Origin of the sequence: Rickettsia endosymbiont of Ixodes pacificus (assembly GCF_000965155.1) — a bacterium.
In the GTDB taxonomy this organism is placed as follows: Bacteria; Pseudomonadota; Alphaproteobacteria; order Rickettsiales; family Rickettsiaceae; genus Rickettsia; species Rickettsia tamurae.
The window spans coordinates 1,376,540-1,395,816 of sequence record NZ_LAOP01000001.1 but is presented as its reverse complement, the minus strand read 5'-3'; the positions used below and the strand labels follow the sequence as shown (position 1 = coordinate 1,395,816).

Sequence of the window (19,277 nt, the reverse complement as noted above, 5' to 3'; positions counted from 1 at the left end):
ACTTCAAGTTGTTTTTAATATCTGCTTAATTTTTTTAATCATTATACCTCTTTGTAGGTCGGTAATCGATGATTTATTAAGTGCATGCACTAATAACATATTATTATTTATATCAAGTGTTACTGTACCTGGAGTTAGAGTAATCGAATTACCATACATTATTTCGCCTATTTCTTCTAGCCCTTCTGCGTCAACCCATTCAAAAATCGGTTCTATCCCTATCTTTCTTTGCCAAATTATTTTAATAACCGAGAAAGCTGATTTCCATATTTCTAATAATAACCAAGGAAAATATAATATAAATTTAATTTTAGTGAGCATTAACATTTCCGGTTAATTTGATATTTGAAGTAAAAGGTATTAGTAGCATTATAAATACAAATAACAGCCCTATCATATTAAATATATTATTTATTGCAATTACAAAAGCATCATTATTTAATTTGTTTGCTAATAACAAATATGATGCTTTTTCGGGATTCAAAACTTTTCCGCTTAATAATTCAGTGTAAGAATCTAGTTGTTCTAATGCAATCATAGAAGTAGACGAGATATTTTTCGATAAATATTGCATAAAGGTTTTAGTATCATTAGTAAGTATAGTACTGATTATTGCAAGCCCTACCGCTCCTCCTAAATTACGAGTAAGATTATAAAGCCCGCTAGCGTTGCCTACTCTTTCTTTTGGCATATTGCCAAGAGCTATATTATTAGTCGGTATAAAACAAAACATTAATGAAAGCCCTCTAACAAATTGAGGAAGCACAAATGCAGCAAATTTAGAGTCAGGCGTTAGAAAACTATTCAAATGACATCCAAGAGCAAACCCTCCAAGCCCTATAATAAGCATCAGGCGTAAATCTACTCCTAGCCCTAACATTCTACCGGCGAGTGGTGCAGATAAAAATTGTGCTCCGCCCGTCACCATCATAGTAGCCCCGATTTGTAATGTATCATATCCGGCAATAGTAAAGAGAAATAGCGGTAATATATATACTGCCCCGTATAATCCGATACCCATAACGAACGAATAAAGGCAACCAAAAGTAAAGTCTTTATAAAGAAATGTTTTTAAGTCTAAAATTGGATTAATAAAGGTTAGTTCTCTAATGATTAATAAAATAAAACATAAAGCTACTGCAATACTTAAGAATAATATTAAATTATCCTCAAGCCAACCTTTTTTGTTTCCTTCTTCTAAAACATACTGTAATAAGCCGAGCGTTAAAGCAATTAATAATATACCGAGAAAATCAAAATTTTTCAGTAATTTATAATTTGGTTTATCAAAATCCCCATATAAAAAAACTACCGTGCATACGAAAATACCGGGTATGACGTTTAATAAAAACATAAAATGCCATGATAAAATCTCCGTAATATATCCACCGAGTGTAGGTCCTAAAGTAGGGGCAACAGTTACGACAAGTCCAATTAAGATAGTAACGGTAGGACGTTGCGATGCAGGAAAAATTATAAAAACGGTACTAAAGACCGTTGGTATCATAGCACCGCCAAAAAATCCTTGTAATGCTCTAAAGATAATCATGGATTCAATATTAGTTGCAAGCGAACATAATACGCTCATAACCGTAAACCCTAAAGCTGCAATAAAATAAGAAATTCTAGTAGAAAGCAACCTTGCTAAAAAGCCGGTAATAGGAATAATGATAACTTCAGCTATTAAGTACGATGTTTGAACCCAAGAAAACTCATCGCTTGATGCAGCAAGACCGGCAGCTATTACGGATAATGAGCTAGCGACAATCTGAATATCAAGTACCGACATAAACATCCCGACAACCATACCAAAAAAAGCAAATAATTGCTTTTTAGAAAGAGCAGGCGGTTGTAAATTATCATTTGACATAATTAAATTATACATTATACAGTTTAAATTAAATAAAGTTAATAAGTGACATAAAAATATATGTTTAAAATAAAAAATTGTTGTACAACTTTTAATTTTTAATTAAACTATTTATTAGGATATAAGTAGACAAGACATAATATATGGTAATCATTTTATTTATATTTAGCAAATAATAAATATGTGATTGATTTATTAAAAAATATTTACTATAATTGATTTATTAATATGCAAAACCCAGCACAAAAAATTATATCTTTTTCAGAGCATAAATCTGATATAGAACGTATAAAGAAATCAATAGAAGAGGGGTGGGCAATAGTAAAGCTAGTACCTAATAAAGACCGTTTTATCGGACTTTTAGAAAAGATTTCGCATGTTGAAGATGAAACAATCTATATTCCTCCAAGAAAAAAGATAATAGTTAATTAACACGAATAGCGAATTATTACATAATCTGCTATTCGGCTTAAGAAGTTGAATATAAAAGGTGAAAATTGGCTTTCACTTTTTATATAAAGCTAAGTATATATTATTTTTTAGCAAAAACTTATAATTCTTTACAAAGTATAATAGAATTGCCTAAAAAAGGTAGTTTTGTTTTACACCACTCTTAAAAAGACCTTATTGTCATTCCCGTGTAGCATTGGTGTTGTTGCATGGATCAATTCCACCCTGTCATTCTAGCTCATTTGTATTGGGATCCAGTTTAAAATACTAAAGGTGACCTTACAGTTAATAAAGTTCATCAAAGTAGTTGCCGCAATCTTGCCGATATTATGGCTTAAAGAATCACGAGTTGCTGCATGTTGGCTGGTTATTGTTTTGCCGTTCAGCCTAACATTAGCTCGCTCAGCTAGCTTGGTGATAATATTAATTGCCTGCTCTTTAATATCACTAATGATTGGGCCTATCTTCAAGATCGCATCAATAGTTGTAACTGCTCGTTGCACACTGTAAAGTGCTGCACCAATAGGGTTAATGACTACATGCTGCACAAAATACTCCGCTAGATAGTTCGTTAAGTACCCTAGTATGCTTCGAGGTTTTGGTGATATTAAAGCATGTTTGCTGCATCGCTTTTAATAACAATTCCTGCTCTAAACGGCTGTAACTGCTTAAGAGTATACAGTTATAAGAATTTAGAACAGGGATATATTTTCACTAACTTGAATTACTTATCTTAGTTTATAACCATTTTTAGTATTTTCTGCTATAGCAAAATCGTCATAATCCTCATATCCATCTATATTAAATTGATTGAATTGAGCTAAACATTCACTGAAATCATTAGCTTTATTATTTTGCTTCATTATCTCTACTAGTTCTGTTGCGTCATCGATAATCTTTTGCCACTGTGGGTGACCGTAATATTCTATATCTGGCTTTTCGCCTTCTATTTCTTCTGTTAAATCATAAAAGAAATGACTGAATTTATTTACTTTTTCTACTTCTTCTTGATTATACATAGTAAGACCAATTTTAATTTGTGATGTTTTGTCTAAAGCATTTGCATCATTAAAAAGCGTATCAATACAAAAGCATAATTCATCCCAAAAAGAATGCTTATATTTAGAATCTACCCATTTTGTTAACTGTAATTCTTTATTGGCTAACTCTTTAAAAGTAGCAAATATCTCCCATCTAAGTGCAGGAGATAAAAGCCACATCATTCTATGTTTCATAATATTTTTTTATTTTTTAGATTTAAAAAATTCTTCCCATTTTTGTCCATTCCTCTAAATCAATGTGAGCATCTGGGTGATGACCAGTCTTATGACCATATTCTTTAGTAATATCAAACCTTTAACCGATACCATGCAATAAAGCCATGTTCAATGATTTAAGGCTTGTATCTCTTTTAAGTAAGGTGATTTTGTTTTTTTCAAAAAAGGTATTACTTTTTCTCTTAGTTCAGGTATCATAATTGCTATATTAACTAAAAAAGAGTCTGTATAAATATGAACACAACTTTTATCTAGATTTATAAATTTTTTAATAAACGGTAATATAATATCAAAATCTATTTTTTTAAATCTGATTACTATATAACTGAGTCCTTGAAAAGCAGTTTTATATATTTGTTCATTTTCTTTTTTTTTTCAAGAAAATACAGGCAGACCTCTAATGCTTCTTTGTAATTTAAAGAATTTTGACAGAAACTTAAAATAAACTCTACTTTTTCTTCTTCATTATTTAAGGAGAACATTAGTGTTTTATCTGTATATCTTTTTAAAGTTTTTCCAGTAAAAAAATCAATTCCATTTTTAAAATATTCCAAATAAATCTTTCTTCTTAATCTTATTACATGGTAAGTAATTTGCTCTAAGGTATCTTTAGTTTCATATAATATTCTCTCACTTTTACTATTTAAGTTGTTAAACAAAATAGGTAATATTAATTTTTTTTAATATTGCTAAACCTATAAGCTAAGATTCCTAAAGCTTGAAGTGCCGCAGCTTGTATTAATTCTTCAGGATTATTTAAATTTTTGATAATACAATTCATCGCATCATCATAATTTTCATAATGAGCTACATTTATAATATAATAAAAAGACTTTTCCCATTCAGGAAGATTAATTACATCGGGTTGTTTTTTAAACTCTTCTTCATTAACTAACATATACTTTTAATGTACCTATTTTATAATTTTACCATTTGTTTTTATTAGGTTATTTTTTAAAACAGCGTCTCTCTCTATTTCTTTATATGTCCTTATATGACCATTATATACATTACCACTTGTATTATCAAATATTACAAACTGGTCATTTTTTATATCAACAGCAATAAGTCTTTCAGTATCATTACTTATTTTATAAGCATTTTTTAAAGCCGCTTTAGGGTCTTTAGATGCTGGATTTTTGACCACTTGGATTGATGGTGATGATAAATTATTAGTATTTTAAGTTATTTTTCTGGATACCGTGGTCAAGCCACGGTATGACACGAATGTGTTTTTCTATCCACGCAACAATGTCTTACAGGAATGACATAGAATGCGTTTTTCTAAACATTATTAGTATATCAGGTATCTACCACGCCTATCACAAAATAGGGCTATAGTTTTATTTAGAAAATGGTGCCAATGTGGGGATTTGAACCCCAGACCTACGCATTACGAATGCGCCGCTCTACCAGCTGAGCTACATTGGCTGAAATATGATTATATTATGCTGAGATATGGATTCCTACGAGACATTGTTTCGTCATTGCGAGCGACTGACAAGGAGCGTGGCAATCCAATAAAAAAATTTTAAAATGCTAAAAGACTAGCATCCTTAATTGGATCCCGTGGTCAAGCCACGGGGTGACAATGAAACATCTTTATAAATGCGTCGAAAATCTTAAATGGAAATGCTGCGTATCATCATATTTCTTCTTCTTAACCGGGAAACCCCAATCCATTCTGATCGGTGCAAAACGTGTTACCCAAATAAAGCCGAAACCAACGGAAGCTCTAAGCGATTTATCGTTATAAAAACCGTTTGGAGTTTGATATTGTTTCTTATTTAGACCTACTCCCCAAACGCTTCCTAAATCCATAAAGACTGCACCGGTTAAATTAAATTCCTCAGGTACAGGTGTTGGGAAATTAAGCTCTGTTGAGAATGTGTAATATCGCTCACCGCCAAGTCCTTCGTTAGTGACCTTTTCACGAGGTCCTACACCACCGCTTGCAAAGCCTCTTAAACTATAATCACCTAAATTAAAGCGATCGGAAATTCTAATAATTTTTCCTCCAAGTCCTGCAATATCGCCTCCGGAAGCAGATAATTTTAAAGTAAGCTTGTTATGTATGAAAGATTTATAATATTTACCGTCAACTTCATGCTTTATATATTTGTTATCACCTCCAACGCCGGCAAATTCTTGTGTGCCGCTTACTAAATAACCGTTCTTTGGAACAATTTTGTTATCAGTTTGGTCATAAGTAATAGCATGTCCTATAGCAGAAGTAATGAATCTTCCCATTTGCTCCTTTAAGAATATTGAGCTTGATGGAGTTGGAGCACTTAAAATATCACGTTTGATTAAATAATCTATTTCGTGACCTAAATCCTCTTTAATTTCATAACCAAGAGAAGTTTTGACTCCTATAGAGTGTAACTTATAGCTTTGATCAGTTGTATTTAATACACTAGCACCGCGTCCGGTATAGTTTCTAAATGCGTTTACGCCAAGTGATAAATCACGATCTAAAAAGTGCGGTTCGGTAATACCACCGTAATAGCTTGTAGTGTTTTTACTTACTTGTACACCGGCATTAAGCAGTTTCCCGGTACCGACTAAATTACGCTCTAAGAAAGAGAAACGTCCGAATAAACCGCCGGCAGTATTATATCCTAAATCAAAACCTATAGAGGAAGTAGATTTTTCATCAACTTCAACGTTAACATCATATTTATCTTTAGCTTTAGTCGGAGCTAAGCTAATTGCTACTTTCTCAAAATAATCTAAATTTCTAAGATTACGCTCACCTTTTTCAATATATGAACGATTAATTATATCACCTTCTTCTGTTTTAAATTCTCTTCTTATAACATGGTCTTCGGTTTTAAGGTTATTAATAATATTAATTTTATTAATATAAACTTTGTCGGCTTTCTCAATAATAAATTTAATATCTGCAGTATGATTAGCATTTTTCATTATATCCGGATAAACATTTACTGCAGGGTAACCGTTCGCTGTAAAATATTCTCCGATTTTTTCAGCTATATCATCAACCTTTTTCATATTGAAAACCTTGCCTTGCTTAATATTAACAATTTTATTAAGCGGTGTTATATCTATATTAGTTAATTTATTGTCTATTGTAATATTACCGAAGCTATATTTTTCTCCCTCTTCAATGGAATAGGTAAGGGTGAAATATTCTTTAGTATTATTGAGTTCTGCCGATGCCGAAATTACTCTAAAATCTGCAAAACCTACAGATTGATAAAACTCTCTCAGTAATTCTTTATCATACTCCACTCTATCAGGATCGTAAGTATCGTTACTTTCTAAAAAACGAAACCAACGAGATTCTTTAGTTAAAACAATAGATTTAAGTTCTGAAGCACTATAATTTTCATTACCACTAAAATAAATATATTTAATACCGGTTTTTGGTCCTTCTGCTATATCAAAAATAACCTTAACTCTGTTGTTTTCTAAATTTTCGATTTTAGGTGTTACCGTGGTAGCAAAACGTCCGCTACGTTTATAAATTTCTAATATTTTCTTTACATCTAATTCAATTTTAGCTTGGCTAAGAGATTCGCCTGACATTGTATAAATTTCTTTAGCGAGCATATTAGTTTTGATTTTAGAATTACCGCTAAATACTACGCTATTTATAAAAGGCGTTTCAGTAACGTTTACTATTAAATTACCATCATTTGTTATATGCATGTTTATATTTCTAAAAAGTGAGGTGGCATATAAACGTTTTATTACCTCATCTTCTTTAGAATTATTATAGGTTTCTCCTACCTTAAGCTTTAAATAGCTATCAATAGTAGAACGCTCAACCCTATGGTTACCTTCGATAGTTATTTTACGAATTACAGAGTCAGCTAATGAAATATGATAATAAAAAATCGTTAATAATAAAATTGTTAACTTACTAATTGATCTGATTTTCACCTAAAACCTTCTTTAAGATTTAAATATTCTATGGTTTAATGCATTAGTTACAAATTCATCGTCATTGCGAGGAAATTGCATAACAATTGATGAAGCAATCCAGTAAAAATTCTGGTTTACAGAATTTTTTATTATTTTTTCTGGATTGCCACACAGTCTATAGCTGCGGTGTTGTTGCATGGATCGAAAAACCTACTCGATGTCATCCCCGCATATGCGGGGATCCAGAAAAATAACTTCAAATGTTGATATATGAAGTTACATATTTGATAAAATAAACATATAAAAAACAAGTTTTTTATATGTTTTACTGGATTCCCGCCTACGCGGAAATGACATAAAACGATCCATGCAACAAGGTCTACGGCTGCTCGCAATGACGATAAAGCTCTCCTATACTAATGCATTTAAACGTAATTAATGTACTCCACTATAGTAGATAATATAAACGAGAGCAAGCAAATCTATAATTTAGGAAAACAAATTTTGTATATCGTTGGAAACAGAAATTATAATAAGAAAAATTATGATTATTGCTCCTAATTGTAACAAAATATTTTTAGTCTTAGGATTCGGTAATTTATTTGTAATTGCTTCATATAATATAAATACTAAATGTCCGCCGTCAAGCACCGGTATAGGTAGTAAGTTAAGTAACCCTAAATTAACGGAAAGCATTGCTATAAATAATAGATACATTTGACCTCCCCCCGCTATAGATTTTCCTGACTCTTTAGCAATAGCTACCGGTCCTCCTATCTCATCGAATGAACGTTTCCCTACAATCATTTGCGATATTGCTTTTAGAGTTAAAGCAGACATATCTATAGTAGTATTAATAGCTTCCCAAAATCCTCCTAAAATTCCTATTTTAGTATAAATAGGTTCATTTTTAGCTATAATACCGATGCGAAGAGTTTTCTTAACTTTCTTTTCTTCGGGAGGCGATATAATTATTTCTTGAGGCATTATATTAACGATAAATTCCTCATTTTTTCTTTCTATAGTTAAAGTAGAAGGACTAAAGCCGTTAATTAATATTTCTTTCTGTACGTCCCCGAAATCTTTAACAGATTTATCATTAACCTTAACAATTTTATCTCCTTCTCTTAAGTCTACTCTCTCTGCCGGTGATGAAGCTACTACGTCACCTATTATAGGAGGAATCTCTGCTTTTCCAAAGTAACAATAAAAACCTGCAAATATTATTACAGCAAGTAAATAATTAATTAACGGACCTGCTGCAACTATTAAAAAACGTTCCAAACAAGATTTAGCATAAAAAGCTACTTTTTCGTTAATTTCTTCAGTCTTATCCATAAGGCTGCGATCATAGCCGTAAATCTTGACATAGCCGCCAAGCGGTATAAGACAAATCTTCCACCTAACTCCTTTTTTGTCGGTAATACCTATTAGTTCTTTACCGAAGCCTATCGAGAATTCCTCAACTTTTACATTAAAATATCTAGCAATGCAATAATGCCCAAACTCATGGATAAATACCAAGATACTAATTGTTATAATAAATCCGATTATAGAGAGCATAAAAATTTTATAAGTTTACTAATAAATTATTTTAAGGTATAAATTGCAAGGTTACAGATATCATTTCGTCATTGTGAGTGATATTGTTGCAGGGTTTGAGTTTCTTAATGTCATCCCGCGACTTGATCGCGGGATCCAGTCTTTTTTTTATTTTTTTTTCTGGATACCGTGGTCAAGCCACGGTATGACACTGAACGTAATACTCACTCGCAATGACGAAAATTAAATTTTAAATTTCTTTTCTCTATGAGTTCAAATAAAATTAATAAAAAGTCGATTGCACGTATTGCAGCAGTACAAGCTATTTATCAAAACATATTGCAAAATAACGACGATATGGATGATATCATGCAAAATATACTTTCTTTTTATCAAAATAATAATTCTATAACAGATTTACCGGAGAATTTAAAAATATCATTAAGTATAAGTCATTTTAAAATGCTGGTAAAGTCGGTATTTGAAAATATTAATAAACTAGACGAAATTATAGACAATCATTTAACAAATGATAAAGATCCTGCACATATGCCGATCTTACTCCGAGCTTTATTGCGTGCCGGTATATGTGAGCTATTATTTTGCCCTACTACGCCTGCTAAAGTAGTAATCAACGAATATACGGATATAGCAAATGACATGTTAAATGAACATGAGATCGGTTTTGTGAATTCTGTATTAGATAAAATAGCAAAAGAGTATACTCGTTTAATTTGAAAAATTGGCTACGTCATCCTACAAGTACTCCGGTACTCACGTATTAAGTATACGCTCCGTTCCTCGTCTTGTGGATTCCTTGCTCTTTTCCAAATTAAACTTCGTCTACTTATTATTCATTATAAGATTTTATGACAAATAATTTAAGCGGTTATAGAAATAAATTCGTTAGAGTCAAGAGTTCTAAAAAACGTACCGTTTCCTCTAATAACTGGTTAAAACGCCAATTAAACGATCCGTATGTTGCAAAAGCACGCATTGAAGGCTTTAGGTCGAGAGCTGCATATAAACTACTTGAAATTCATGAAAAATTTAAACTTTTTACTCCTAACATGAAAATTGTTGATTTAGGGGCAGCTCCTGGGGGATGGAGTCAAGTAGCTTCCAAGCTTATTAAAGCTTCGGATAATAGCCTAAATAATAAAATAATCTCTATAGATTTATTAGAAATCGAACCTATTGCCGGAGTTGAATTTTTTCAAAAGGACTTTTTTGAAGAAGATACGGAAGAATTAATTATTCAGGCTTTAGACGGTAGAGCTGATATAGTAATGAGTGATATGGCATCAAATACCATAGGTCATAAAGCTACAGACCATATAAGAACCTTACTTTTATGTGAGCAAGCTTTTGAATTTGCTTTAAAAGTACTAAAGCCCTCCGGTCATTTTATTGCTAAAATTTTTCGTGGCGGTGCAGAAAACGAATTATTAAATAAAGTGAAGCGTGAATTTAGAACGGTGAAACATTTTAAACCTTCATCCAGCCGCAGCGAATCTACGGAAATCTATTTAGTTGCTCTAAATAAGAAATAATCAATATGAAAGGCGAAAGGCGGTTTCCGCCTTTTATATAAATCGTTATTTTTTTATTTAACATACTAGAGGATATAGATGATAATTACTTATATCTCCTGTTGTTTTGACTTCTTGAGCGTATTCTTGACTGCAGCTTTGAAAATCATTATACATCTCAACTAAATTAGCTCCAGTTTCAGTTTTAACTATTCTATTATATAAATTATTTTTTAAATTTAGAGTATTTTTAGCATATTTTTGTATTCCTGCTTCCCAATCATCTACGGTTAAAGTAATATTCTGTTTAAAATCAGAGAAATTAACAAGTCCATGTTTACTGATTCCGGCTATTATTTCCTCAAAGCCTTCAACTATTTCATTAATTCCTAGGTATTTTATAACTTTTTGTTTGGCAAAATTATATAAATATGATGCCCATTCTTCTGATTGTGATAGTTCTGTTTTTTTACCAGGAAGTACCATTGTTGTTTTTCCCAAATGCTTATTAGTAATATTAATAAGATTATGTTTTGCATTATATATCTTGGAATGGGTAGCTAGCTCTTCTATTGGAGTTGTTACTTTTCCGGTAAAGAAATTTTTTTTTATGGCTCTTTCAATTATCGGTTTTGAGCCAGGGCTGTCAAAAGTTGTAGATTTATTAAAATGTAAGTTGCGAGAATGTATTTCTACTGAGGTTAAATCTGCAATTATTGCTCCAAGTGAATGACCGCTAGTATTAAAACTATATTCTATGGCTTTACTTAAGCCACCTAATTTGTTAATTACTTCATTAACAAATTCCTGAAGCGGAGTTAGTTTAGTAGGTAAATAGTGAAGAGTGATAAGCCCATCATCTAATAAATCATATATATTGAATTTTGTGCCGGCACTAGCAATATGAACTTCTTTAGTTTCTTTATTTATAAATGCGACGGCTTTATAACCATATTTAGCAGTGCTGATATGATCACATGAAGCAGTCAGTATTTCCCAGCCGCTATCTGTTAATTGTTCATTGACCTTTGATGCTTCTAGATTATAAACATTTAAATCATCTGTTTTATATGCGAGGTCTAACCCTATATAAGCAAGTTTTTTAGTGCTAATATGTTTAGAATTTTTGTGCTTAGACATATCTACCTCTTTTTTATTGGTATTACCATAAAATATGGTTTTTTCTAAAAAATGTCAAGTATTAATATTAATTAACTTATTATTAAATAAAGATTGACATTTGGTTACCTTTGTTATATAGTGCATTTGCGTTATATAAAACCATGAAACATGGCAACTTAAACAAGGAGATAAACTATGTTTACATTATTAGTACGTAATTTATTCGGAAGTAATAAACCTATTACTTACTTATCTTTAATAGAAAAAGCAAAAGCAGATTATAGTTTTTATACAAAATTAGCATCAGGAAGTTTTCTTGCAGGAATAAGTAGTTTTTTTTCATCTAGTAGTTGGCTAAGCAAAATACCTTTAATAACAGGGGCTGTTTTTGGTACTAGTTATGGGGCAAAAGGTATTATGGATAGTAATGAACAAATAAAGCTTTTTACTAAAGCTCATGAAGCAACTAAGGTTGAAGAGTATTTGGCTATTTCGGGGTTAGGAAGTTTTGTATACGGTACTGCTATAGATAAAAATGGTATAGATAAATTTACCGGTAAATATATTGAAGGAATAAACGGTAAGATAATATCTAATGCAATAACTCGTGTGCCAACCTTAAGTTTAACGGAAGACGGCGTTGGTTACAAACATAGTGGTGGTTATGAAATAGTAGAATCAACAGATCGTGCGTTATATCAGGAAATACCTGGCGTGAAAGGACAATATACAAATAAATTAGTTCTAGATACTAGTATTCTTTCTTTACATGATTGTATTATTCAGCAGCTAATACAAAATGGCTATTCAAGTGAAAATATTGAAAAAGCTTTAAGTTTAGAAACTGTTGAAAAGAGAGAAAGTTACAAAAATAAGCAATTAGCAGAATACAAGCCAAATTTGACAAGTAAGTTATGGCATGGTACAGAGAAAGCTATGCAAAATAAAGAAGTAGAACTTTCAAAAGAAATACAGAAATATGCTGAAATAAATGAAGCTTATGAAGCATTATTTAATTATCATACTTCTAGTACTAGCGAAGAACAAGAAGAGCAGTTTTATAGCCTTGATTATAATAATCTTAATGATGATCAAACTCAAATCTTAGGAGATGAAGGATATATATCTGATATTGCCTAGTAACTAAATACAAAATTTTCTAGAGAGTAAGGTTATAGATCTATAACCTTACTCTTTTTTATTTAATAACCTCTTTAGCTCTCTTTTCAAAAGCCACAATCATTTTTTCTGTTGCTTTGGTAAAATAAGTGCCGATTAATTTATCCAGTATTACGGACTTCATTTTAAAATCAATAAAGAATTTTAATTCAGTTCCTGCTGTGCATGGAACAAATTGCCAAGTACTTTTTAAATATTCAAAAGGTCCTGAAATAGCTACCGTATTAATCAAATATATTCTATCATCTGTTATTTCGCTTGTAACCCGTGAGTTATATTTTTCTGAAAAGCCTTTTAACTGAATTACTAATTCAGCAATAACCTCTTGATTATTTTCTGAAATGATTCTAGCGGCGGCACACCAAGGCAAGAATTTAGGATAAGACTCTACATCCCACACCAAATCAAACAATTTCTGCGGCTGGTAAGGTAAAACCTTAATTTGCTCAAATGATGGCATAATATTAGAAATCCGTGACTTTACCTTTATGTTGCCAATCGCCGTATCTTGTCGGTTCTAGACCTTTAACACCGCCAATTTCTTTTTCTTTTGGCAAATTTTCTTCTTCTGATATATTATTATCTTTTTTATCGTCCATAGTACTAAATATATGAAATATAATCGTATTTATATTAATAGTCGTTTAGCTGAAAATAGCAAGATAGAATTAGCAGGTGATCATGTTCATTATGTTAAAACGGTGCTACGTCTTAAAGTAAATGATGGCTTGCGTATCTTTAACGGTATGGATGGAGAATTTTTAGCACAAATTACCGATATAGGTAAGCATAACTTATCGGTTAGGCTTAAAGAACAGTTAAAAAAGCCTTATACAGAATCTACTTTAATTCTTGCTATATCTATAATAAAGCAAGATAAATTAATGCTTGCAATAAATATGGCTACGCAACTCGGTATAACTAAAATTATTCCGTTAATTACTAGGCGATGTCAATTTAGATCGGTAAATATCGAACGTTTAACAAAATGTGTAATTGAGGCAACAGAGCAATCAGAACGTCTTACTCCCCCGATAATTGAAAAAGCTATCACAATACAAGATTATCTTAAAAAGAATAATAATTTGATGTTATATGCTAATGAACATGAAAAAGAAGAAAATTCTATATTACGAATTTTATCATCACTTAGTAATATATACTCTTGCGAAATGAAGAGGGGTTATACGAAGAACAACTTGGAAAAGAGCAAGGAGTCTGTAAGCCGAGGAGCGGAGCGTATACTAATACGTGAGCATCTGAGGACTTACAAAGACGACGTAGCCAATTTTTCAAGTTCATCGAGTATAACTATTATTGTAGGACCGGAGGGAGGCTTTACTAATGATGAGCTGGAACTTCTTGCCTCATATAAGAATACAAAATCTATAAGTTTAGGAAGTAATATATTACGTGCTGAAACAGCAGCAATAACTGCTATAGCACAGGTGAGGTTGTGGTGTGGATCAGTCTCAGTGGTCACCCCGTTGCTTGACCACGAGGTCTAGTTAAAAATACTAATATTATTAGTATTTTTAGTTATTTTCTGGATACCGTGGTCAAGCCACGGGATGACACCGAGTGGGTTTTTTGAGTCATACAACAACATCTTTAGTTGGTTAGCTCATGACGAAAAGGCGTTTACTTCGCCTTTTCTATTCCGGGTTTACAAAATAGCTTACCTAAACAAAGGAAAGAATATACACCACAAAAGCCTATAATTATATAAAGTATGGTAACAATAATTGGAAATGAGCTAAATAAAAGTGTGACTAAATTAAATAATCCGACTAAGCCCCAATTTATAGCACCTATAGAAGATAATAAATGTATAGTAGTAATAAGCGGATTATTAGAAGTATTTATTAACATATTTAAGCTCCTTTTAGTTAAACGTAAAAGACCTTGTTGTGTGGCTCATACCTCTGTCATCCTGCGACTTAATCGGCGTTGTTGCATGGATCAAAAAACCTACTCGATGTCATCCCCGCATAGGCGGGGATCCAGAAAAATAACTTCAAATCGATATAGAAGTTACACATTTGATAAAATAAACCTAAAAAAACAAGTTTTTATAGGTTTTACTGGATTCCCGCCTACGCGGGAATGACATGAAACGATCCATGCAACAACGCAGGTCAAGCCACATGATGACGCTGTGTGCGCTTTCCGAGCCATGCAACAAAACTAACGTAAAATAATCATTTCTCATTTTGAGCTATATGTCTACTAAATTTTATTATTCTATAATTTATTAATCCTTCTTAAAAGTTTGATATATTACAGGTATAACAAAAATTGTAAATATAGTACCGATGCTTAATCCTCCAACTATTACAAAACCTATAGAATTACGAGCAGCAGCATCGGTCCCGTCTGCAAAAACTAGAGGTAAAGCTCCGACTACAGCAGCAAGGGTAGTCATAAGAATTGGACGCAAGCGAAGTTTTGAGGATTCTATTATAGCTTCTTGAACCTTTACTCCTTTTTCTCTTAGCTGATTAGCAAATTCTACTATCATAATAGAATTCTTAGTAATTAATCCAATTAAAGTAATAAGTCCGATATTACTATACATATTAAGGCTATTACCGGCAAGCCAGAGAGCAAGTACACCGCCGGTTATTGAGAAAGGTACGGCGAGTAATATTAATAAAGGGTCAGTAAAGCTTTCAAATTGAGCTGCAAGCACTAAATAGATAAATATAAGAGCAAACACAAATGTTATAAGCATATTACTGTCTGCCTCTCTCATTTGTTTAATTTCTCCGATATATTCAATTATAGTATTACTAGGATCAAGTAACTTGGCGGCTATTTTATTGATTTCATTAATTGCATCATCAATTTTTCCGTCAGGAGCAAGATCGGAAGAAATAGTAACGGATTTTGAATTATTATAATGACTATATGATTTTACTGATATTTTTTCCGTAATATTAGCTATCGATTCAAGCGGTAACATATTATTATTTTTTGCTCTGATTAAAATTTTACTAAAATCGCTAATATCTTTTCGATCTTTTTGATTAAATTGTAATATAACGTCATATAAATCATTACCCATTCTAAAATCCCCGATTTGTTGACCTGCAAGTAAATATTGTACCGTTCTGTCTATATTTGCCAAATCCATTCCGTATAAATAAGCCTTATCACGGTTGACTTCTATACTTATAGTCGGCATTGCCGATTGTAAATTTCTATTGACGTTTAAGAAAATAGGATTTGTTTTCATTATATCAATATCAATAAATTGTTGTGATATTTTATCTAGATCATCATATTCAAGGTTCGTTTGAATAGTAAACTCGATAGGGCTACTTGCATTCCCGCTAACCATTGAACGTGGATCCATAGCGAAAATCGACATGCCCGGTATTTCGGAAAACTGCTTATTTAACATATTCTTAATAGTTTCTTGGGAACGAGAGAACGCTCACCCCAATCTTTTAACGGAATGAATCCAAAAACATTATCGCTACCACCTGCACCTATTATAGCTAGACCATAGTAAATAGGTACATACTATGCTAATATATATGTTATAAATGATAATAAATAAATTATGGCAAGCAGTTACAGTTACGATTTAAGAATGAAACTATTCAAAGCTCTAGATGATGGGCTCTCAATTGTTAAAGCATGTAAAATATTCAATATAGGTCGTAACACTATATATAGATGGAAAACTCTTAAATGGGAAACAGGAGATATAAAAGCAAAACCTTATGGTCCAGCAAAGGGTTATAATGCAAAAATAAATCTCAAAGAATTTGAAGAATTAATTATCAATAATCATGATAAAACAGCTAAAGAATTAAGTATTATACTAGGTAATAGATTACAAAGAACTAGAATAAATTACTATAGAAAACTACTAGGGTACACTTATAAAAAAAAGTCATCTTCATCCCAGAAGGGATATTGGTTTAAGGAATGAATTTATAGAAAAGATACAGCAAATTTCTAAAGAAACTCTAGTATTCATTGATGAGTCAGGAATAGAAGATAATGCTTGTAGAGAATATGGATGGAGTATAAAAGGTACTAGATGTTATGGAAACAAAGTGTATCAACATAAATCCAGGATCAGTATGATAGCGGGGCTTCGTAATAATCAAATTATAGCGCCAGTAATATTTGAAGGAAATTGTAATAAAGAAATATTTACAACCTATGTAGAGACTATATTAACTAAAGAATTACATCCTGGACAAACAGTAATTATGGATAATATCAACTTCCATAAGAATAATATAATAAGAGAATTAATCGAGTCGGTTGGGTGCAGAATTTTATTCTTACCTACATATAGCCCAGACTTAAATCCTATAGAACATTATTGGTTTAAGATTAAGAACGAAATAAGAAAAGTTACGGGGCAATTCAAGATATCAGTATGGCTGTAGAACACGTACTAAAGTTTATTTAACTGTACCTATTTACTATGGTCTAGCTATACCATCAGATAACCTAATATATCTTTATAATTAGCAAGGATTTTTTCGGCTTCTTTCACTACTTTAGTAGAAGATTCTAAACTAGAACCTTCAGGTCCTTTAAGAGAAATTTGTAAAAATCCGTCATCTTATTGAGGTACGAAAATTTTTTGAGTAAAATTTGAGTAAATTTAAAACTAATAATTAGCACTATAAATGATGATGCAATAATGATGACAAATTTCTTTTTATTGTCAAAAGTTAGCTTTAGATAGTAAATATATTTATTTTGAATAAATTGTAGAATGTCGTTAAACTTTACTAAGAATTTCGGTAAGTCCGTATTATGTTTTGTAACCATACGACTTGACATCATAGGAGTTAAAGTTAAAGCGACAAATCCTGAGAACAAAACACAAAATGCTAAAGTCCAAGCAAATTCAATAAATAATTTCCCGATAAAATCCTCTATAAAACCGACGGGTAAAAATACGGCAGCAAGCGTAATAGTCATAGCAATGATTGCAAAGCCGATTTTTTTAGAAGCAAGCATAGCCGCTTCCATGGGTTTATGCCCCATTTCATTATATCTAAAAATGTTTTCGAGCATAACTATTGCATCGTCAACTACTAAACCTATAGCAAGTATCATAGCAAGGAGCGTAAATATATTAATAGAAAATCCAAAAGCATACATTACGCTAAAAGTACCGATCAACGATACCGGAATCGTCACAAACGGAATTAAGGTAATTTTAGCAGAAGCAAGAAATAAATAAGTGACTAAAACTACTAATATTAAAGCTTCAAAAATTGTTTGAAATACTGCATAAATTGATGCTTTTACAGGCGTTGCTCCATCATATGCGATACCCATACTTATTCCTTTAGGCATGGATTCTTTAATTCTTTCTAGTTCTTTAGTTACTTCATTTGATAAATCTATGACGTTAGCTTTTGATTCTTTTATAAGACCAAGAGCAATGGAGCTTTTGCCGTTATATCTAAAAATTATGTCCTCATCGGGAGAAGTTAAAGATATTTTCTCTATATCTCGTAATTTTATGATACCTCTGTTTTGTACTTTTAGAATAATATTGCCGAATTCTTCCGGTGTAGATAAAGAACCTTCAAGAGTTACTATAAAATTATTACTTTTTGTTTTAATCGTTCCTGCCGGATAATCTTTATTTTGCTCTTTTATTGCGGATTCAATCTCCAATAAAGAAATTTTATGTTGATATAATTTTTTGGAGTAGGGTTCTATTCTCATTATTCCCGACTGCCGTAAATTTATGACTGTCCTACGCTTTCAAGTTTATCTAACGGTGTTTGTAGATTATCTTCGACGATCTTTGTTAATTCTAAATCGCTATATTGATCACTTTCAACACTTATGAAGAGGCTTAGGAAACTATCGGCATCAAGTTTTGCAACTGACGGGGCTTTCATATCTTGCGGGAACATATAAGTGATATCCGATATTTTAGAACGAACATCGTTTAATGCTATTTCAATATCGGTAGATAGTAAAAATGATAAAGTAATACTACTTTCGCCGGTGGAACTTTGAGAAGTTATATAATCTAAATTTTTAACCGTCTTTAAAGCTTTTTCTATACGCGTCGTTATTTCTTTTTCCATATATAAAGCATCGGCACCTGCATAATGAGCTTCGACATTTATAATGGGAACTGAAATATCCGGAGTTCCTCTAATTTGTAGTTTGGTAAAAAAATTGCTCCAAGAGCTACGATAACCAAACTCAAAACCGTAGCAAAGACAGGACGCTTAATACAAATTTCAGACAATAACATTGGATTTAATATATTTTTCTTTAAAAATTTTATTCTAAATTAATATGAATAGCGAATTATTACATAATCTGCTATTCGGTTAGAAATATTCTATATAAAAGGTGAAAGACGGTTTCACTTTTTATATAAATTAAGTATATATTGTTTTTTATTAA

Annotated in this window: 19 protein-coding genes, 1 tRNA gene and 5 pseudogenes; 8 read left to right on the top strand and 17 right to left on the bottom strand. The window is 31.6% G+C overall.

Features of this window, described 5'->3' with window-relative positions:
* Positions 1 to 3 precede the first annotated feature (3 nt).
* Positions 4 to 327 carry a monovalent cation/H+ antiporter subunit E gene (locus tag REIP_RS07440; RefSeq protein ID WP_037231214.1) on the bottom strand — a complete coding sequence of 108 codons (324 nt, stop codon included), beginning with the start codon at positions 325 to 327 and terminating at the stop codon, positions 4 to 6.
* The gene (locus REIP_RS07435) at positions 311 to 1,870 is read right to left on the bottom strand and encodes a DHA2 family efflux MFS transporter permease subunit (protein ID WP_045804401.1); all 1,560 of its coding nucleotides are present in this window, start codon (positions 1,868 to 1,870) and stop codon (positions 311 to 313) included. The genes REIP_RS07440 and REIP_RS07435 overlap by 17 nt, the downstream gene beginning before the upstream one ends.
* Before the next feature lie 228 nt (positions 1,871 to 2,098).
* Here REIP_RS07435 and REIP_RS07430 point away from each other — a divergent pair, with 228 nt between their 5' ends.
* On the top strand, positions 2,099 to 2,302 hold the full coding sequence (locus REIP_RS07430; protein ID WP_023507576.1) for a DUF2674 domain-containing protein: 204 nt from the start codon (positions 2,099 to 2,101) through the stop codon (positions 2,300 to 2,302).
* 251 nt (positions 2,303 to 2,553) lie between these two features.
* Here REIP_RS07430 and REIP_RS07425 read toward each other — a convergent pair whose 3' ends face one another.
* The 8 genes from REIP_RS07425 to rseP form a co-directional block, all read right to left on the bottom strand.
* A complete protein-coding gene (locus REIP_RS07425) occupies positions 2,554 to 2,868 on the bottom strand; it encodes a hypothetical protein (RefSeq protein WP_045804190.1) in 315 nt (104 codons plus the stop codon).
* 180 nt (positions 2,869 to 3,048) lie between these two features.
* Entirely contained in the window at positions 3,049 to 3,555 is a 507-nt protein-coding gene (locus REIP_RS07420; protein WP_045804189.1) for an SCO4402 family protein, read from the bottom strand.
* 359 nt (positions 3,556 to 3,914) lie between these two features.
* Positions 3,915 to 4,256, bottom strand: coding sequence for a hypothetical protein (locus tag REIP_RS11885; protein WP_197069219.1), 342 nt, complete (start codon positions 4,254 to 4,256; stop codon positions 3,915 to 3,917).
* An 11-nt stretch (positions 4,257 to 4,267) separates the two neighbouring features.
* A complete protein-coding gene (locus tag REIP_RS11280) occupies positions 4,268 to 4,495 on the bottom strand; it encodes a hypothetical protein (protein ID WP_045804188.1) in 228 nt (75 codons plus the stop codon).
* Positions 4,496 to 4,510: 15 nt separating this feature from the next.
* Positions 4,511 to 4,744: a hypothetical protein gene (locus tag REIP_RS07405; protein WP_045804187.1), complete on the bottom strand. Its 234-nt coding sequence runs from the start codon at positions 4,742 to 4,744 to the stop codon at positions 4,511 to 4,513.
* A gap of 208 nt (positions 4,745 to 4,952) precedes the next feature.
* Positions 4,953 to 5,028, bottom strand: a tRNA-Thr gene (locus tag REIP_RS07400).
* A gap of 171 nt (positions 5,029 to 5,199) precedes the next feature.
* Positions 5,200 to 7,506, bottom strand: a complete 2,307-nt coding sequence (gene bamA, locus REIP_RS07395) for an outer membrane protein assembly factor BamA (RefSeq protein WP_045804186.1) — start codon at positions 7,504 to 7,506, stop codon at positions 5,200 to 5,202.
* Positions 7,507 to 7,977: 471 nt separating this feature from the next.
* A complete protein-coding gene (rseP, locus tag REIP_RS07390; RefSeq protein WP_045804185.1) occupies positions 7,978 to 9,051 on the bottom strand; it encodes an RIP metalloprotease RseP in 1,074 nt (357 codons plus the stop codon).
* Positions 9,052 to 9,094: 43 nt separating this feature from the next.
* Between rseP and REIP_RS12885 the strand changes: the two genes are divergently transcribed.
* The 3 genes from REIP_RS12885 (at position 9,095) to REIP_RS07380 (ending at position 10,583) form a co-directional block, all read left to right on the top strand.
* Entirely contained in the window at positions 9,095 to 9,277 is a 183-nt protein-coding gene (locus REIP_RS12885; protein ID WP_231569308.1) for a hypothetical protein, read from the top strand.
* A 20-nt stretch (positions 9,278 to 9,297) separates the two neighbouring features.
* Positions 9,298 to 9,768 (top strand): transcription antitermination factor NusB, encoded by a 471-nt coding sequence (nusB, locus tag REIP_RS07385; protein WP_045804184.1) that lies wholly within the window; start codon positions 9,298 to 9,300, stop codon positions 9,766 to 9,768.
* 131 nt (positions 9,769 to 9,899) lie between these two features.
* Complete coding sequence (locus tag REIP_RS07380; RefSeq protein ID WP_045804183.1) at positions 9,900 to 10,583, top strand: RlmE family RNA methyltransferase; 684 nt, start codon at positions 9,900 to 9,902, stop codon at positions 10,581 to 10,583.
* Positions 10,584 to 10,640: 57 nt separating this feature from the next.
* Here the strand turns inward: REIP_RS07380 and REIP_RS07375 are convergent, their stop codons facing one another.
* Positions 10,641 to 11,702 (bottom strand): hypothetical protein, encoded by a 1,062-nt coding sequence (locus tag REIP_RS07375; protein WP_045804182.1) that lies wholly within the window; start codon positions 11,700 to 11,702, stop codon positions 10,641 to 10,643.
* A 177-nt stretch (positions 11,703 to 11,879) separates the two neighbouring features.
* Here REIP_RS07375 and REIP_RS07370 point away from each other — a divergent pair, with 177 nt between their 5' ends.
* A complete protein-coding gene (locus REIP_RS07370) occupies positions 11,880 to 12,824 on the top strand; it encodes a hypothetical protein (protein WP_045804181.1) in 945 nt (314 codons plus the stop codon).
* Between the two features lie 58 nt (positions 12,825 to 12,882).
* Here REIP_RS07370 and REIP_RS07365 read toward each other — a convergent pair whose 3' ends face one another.
* Both REIP_RS07365 and REIP_RS10140 read right to left on the bottom strand, forming a co-directional pair.
* Positions 12,883 to 13,323, bottom strand: a complete 441-nt coding sequence (locus REIP_RS07365; RefSeq protein WP_045804180.1) for a type II toxin-antitoxin system RatA family toxin — start codon at positions 13,321 to 13,323, stop codon at positions 12,883 to 12,885.
* A 4-nt stretch (positions 13,324 to 13,327) separates the two neighbouring features.
* Positions 13,328 to 13,453: pseudogene (locus REIP_RS10140) on the bottom strand (DUF1674 domain-containing protein); the annotation flags it as partial.
* A 21-nt stretch (positions 13,454 to 13,474) separates the two neighbouring features.
* Between REIP_RS10140 and REIP_RS07360 the strand changes: the two are divergent.
* Positions 13,475 to 14,371, top strand: a complete 897-nt coding sequence (locus tag REIP_RS07360) for a 16S rRNA (uracil(1498)-N(3))-methyltransferase (RefSeq protein WP_045804179.1) — start codon at positions 13,475 to 13,477, stop codon at positions 14,369 to 14,371.
* On the opposite strand, the pseudogene REIP_RS12880 reads toward REIP_RS07360, so the two are convergent.
* Together REIP_RS12880 and REIP_RS07355 are read right to left on the bottom strand one after the other, a co-directional pair.
* A pseudogene (locus REIP_RS12880) lies at positions 14,371 to 14,472 on the bottom strand (permease); the annotation flags it as partial. The gene REIP_RS07360 and the pseudogene REIP_RS12880 overlap by 1 nt on opposite strands.
* Positions 14,473 to 14,504: 32 nt before the next feature.
* Complete coding sequence (locus REIP_RS07355) at positions 14,505 to 14,735, bottom strand: DUF378 domain-containing protein (RefSeq protein ID WP_008581250.1); 231 nt, start codon at positions 14,733 to 14,735, stop codon at positions 14,505 to 14,507.
* Positions 14,736 to 14,820: 85 nt separating this feature from the next.
* Here REIP_RS07355 and REIP_RS11270 point away from each other — a divergent pair, with 85 nt between their 5' ends.
* Positions 14,821 to 14,973: a hypothetical protein gene (locus REIP_RS11270; protein WP_156147464.1), complete on the top strand. Its 153-nt coding sequence runs from the start codon at positions 14,821 to 14,823 to the stop codon at positions 14,971 to 14,973.
* Between the two features lie 144 nt (positions 14,974 to 15,117).
* On the opposite strand, the pseudogene REIP_RS07350 reads toward REIP_RS11270, so the two are convergent.
* Positions 15,118 to 16,370 (bottom strand): annotated as a pseudogene (locus REIP_RS07350) (efflux RND transporter permease subunit); the annotation flags it as partial.
* A gap of 61 nt (positions 16,371 to 16,431) precedes the next feature.
* Here REIP_RS07350 and REIP_RS10130 point away from each other — a divergent pair.
* A pseudogene (locus REIP_RS10130) lies at positions 16,432 to 17,298 on the top strand (IS630 family transposase).
* Positions 17,299 to 17,325: 27 nt separating this feature from the next.
* Here the strand turns inward: REIP_RS10130 and REIP_RS07335 are convergent.
* Positions 17,326 to 19,122, bottom strand: a pseudogene (locus tag REIP_RS07335) (efflux RND transporter permease subunit); the annotation flags it as partial.
* Between the last annotated feature and the right edge of the window lie 155 nt (positions 19,123 to 19,277).